This is a genomic window from Candidatus Symbiopectobacterium sp. NZEC135 (assembly GCF_025962695.1).
This window is the reverse complement of the sequence record NZ_JAGFPF010000674.1, coordinates 1-1,052: the sequence shown is the minus strand read 5'-3', so window position 1 is coordinate 1,052 and position 1,052 is coordinate 1. Positions and strand designations below refer to the sequence as shown.

The 1,052-nt window shown below is 52.2% G+C and carries 2 protein-coding genes; both read right to left on the bottom strand.

The window, feature by feature from the left end:
• On the bottom strand, positions 1-759 hold a 759-nt coding region (gene fliR, locus J5224_RS35965), incomplete at its 3' end, for a flagellar biosynthetic protein FliR (protein ID WP_264628645.1).
• 2 nt (positions 760-761) lie between these two features.
• Positions 762-1,031 (bottom strand): flagellar biosynthesis protein FliQ, encoded by a 270-nt coding sequence (gene fliQ, locus J5224_RS35960; protein WP_195312453.1) that lies wholly within the window; start codon positions 1,029-1,031, stop codon positions 762-764.
• Between the last annotated feature and the right edge of the window lie 21 nt (positions 1,032-1,052).

Here is a 1,052-nt window from a genome sequence, read left to right as displayed (position 1 = left end):
GTCAGCGAGAACGTTGAAGATTTCACTGAACAGGTGTTCGGTGAAAGGGGCTAACAGGAAAAGCAGCATACCGAGCGTCATGATTCCCACGCTTAATGTCAGTGGAAAACCAATCACAAACACGGTGAGCTGAGGGGCAACGCGGTTTAACAAACCGAGCGAGATATTGAGTGCCAGCAGCAGTGTAATCAGCGGCAGGGCAAGCATCATGCCGTTAATAAATATCATGCTTCCTGCCCGGGCCAGTCCCAGAAAACCATCACCACTGAGCGGTGCAGTACTGATTGGCAAGGTATAAAAGCTGTCGGCAATCAGTGAGATCATCCATAAATGGCCGTTGAATGCCATAAACAGCAACATCGCCAGGATATTGAGAAAGCGTGCCAGTACCTGCATGTTCGGCCCACCGGTGGGGTCAAAAAAGGTGGCAAAGGCCAGCCCCATTTGCATACCGATAAGCTCTCCCGATAACCTGACCGCGGCGAAGGACAATTGCATGGTGAATCCGAGCGCAGCGCCGATAAGTAACTGTTGAATAATGATCCAGATACCGCCAACAGAAAATATCGGTGTGGTATTGACGGGCAAGTAGGGGGCGACCAGCAGGGTAATCACAACGGCGAGGCAGATCTTCACGCGAGCCGGAACTGCACGCTCATTGAACACCGGGCAGGTGGTGATTAACGCCAGAATGCGTATCAGGGGCAACAGGAACTGATTGACCCAGATCTCCCACTGTGTGCTATCAAGCGTCAGCATGGCTAGCCGATGATCGTTGGCAGTTGGCCGAACAGCGTGCGCATGTAATCCAGCATCAAGCTAAGCATCCAGGGTCCCGCAATCACCAGTGTGAAAAACACCGTCAGAATTTTAGGGATAAAGGACAGCGTCATTTCGTTGATCTGGGTTGCCGCCTGTAACAGACTGATAATCAGGCCGCTAAACAGCGCTGACAGCAGCGGTGGGGCTGCGAGTGCCAGTGCGACCTTCATTGCTTCATAGCCTAAAGCCATTACGGATTCTGGCGTCATCGGGCGACCTTAGTAGGAATT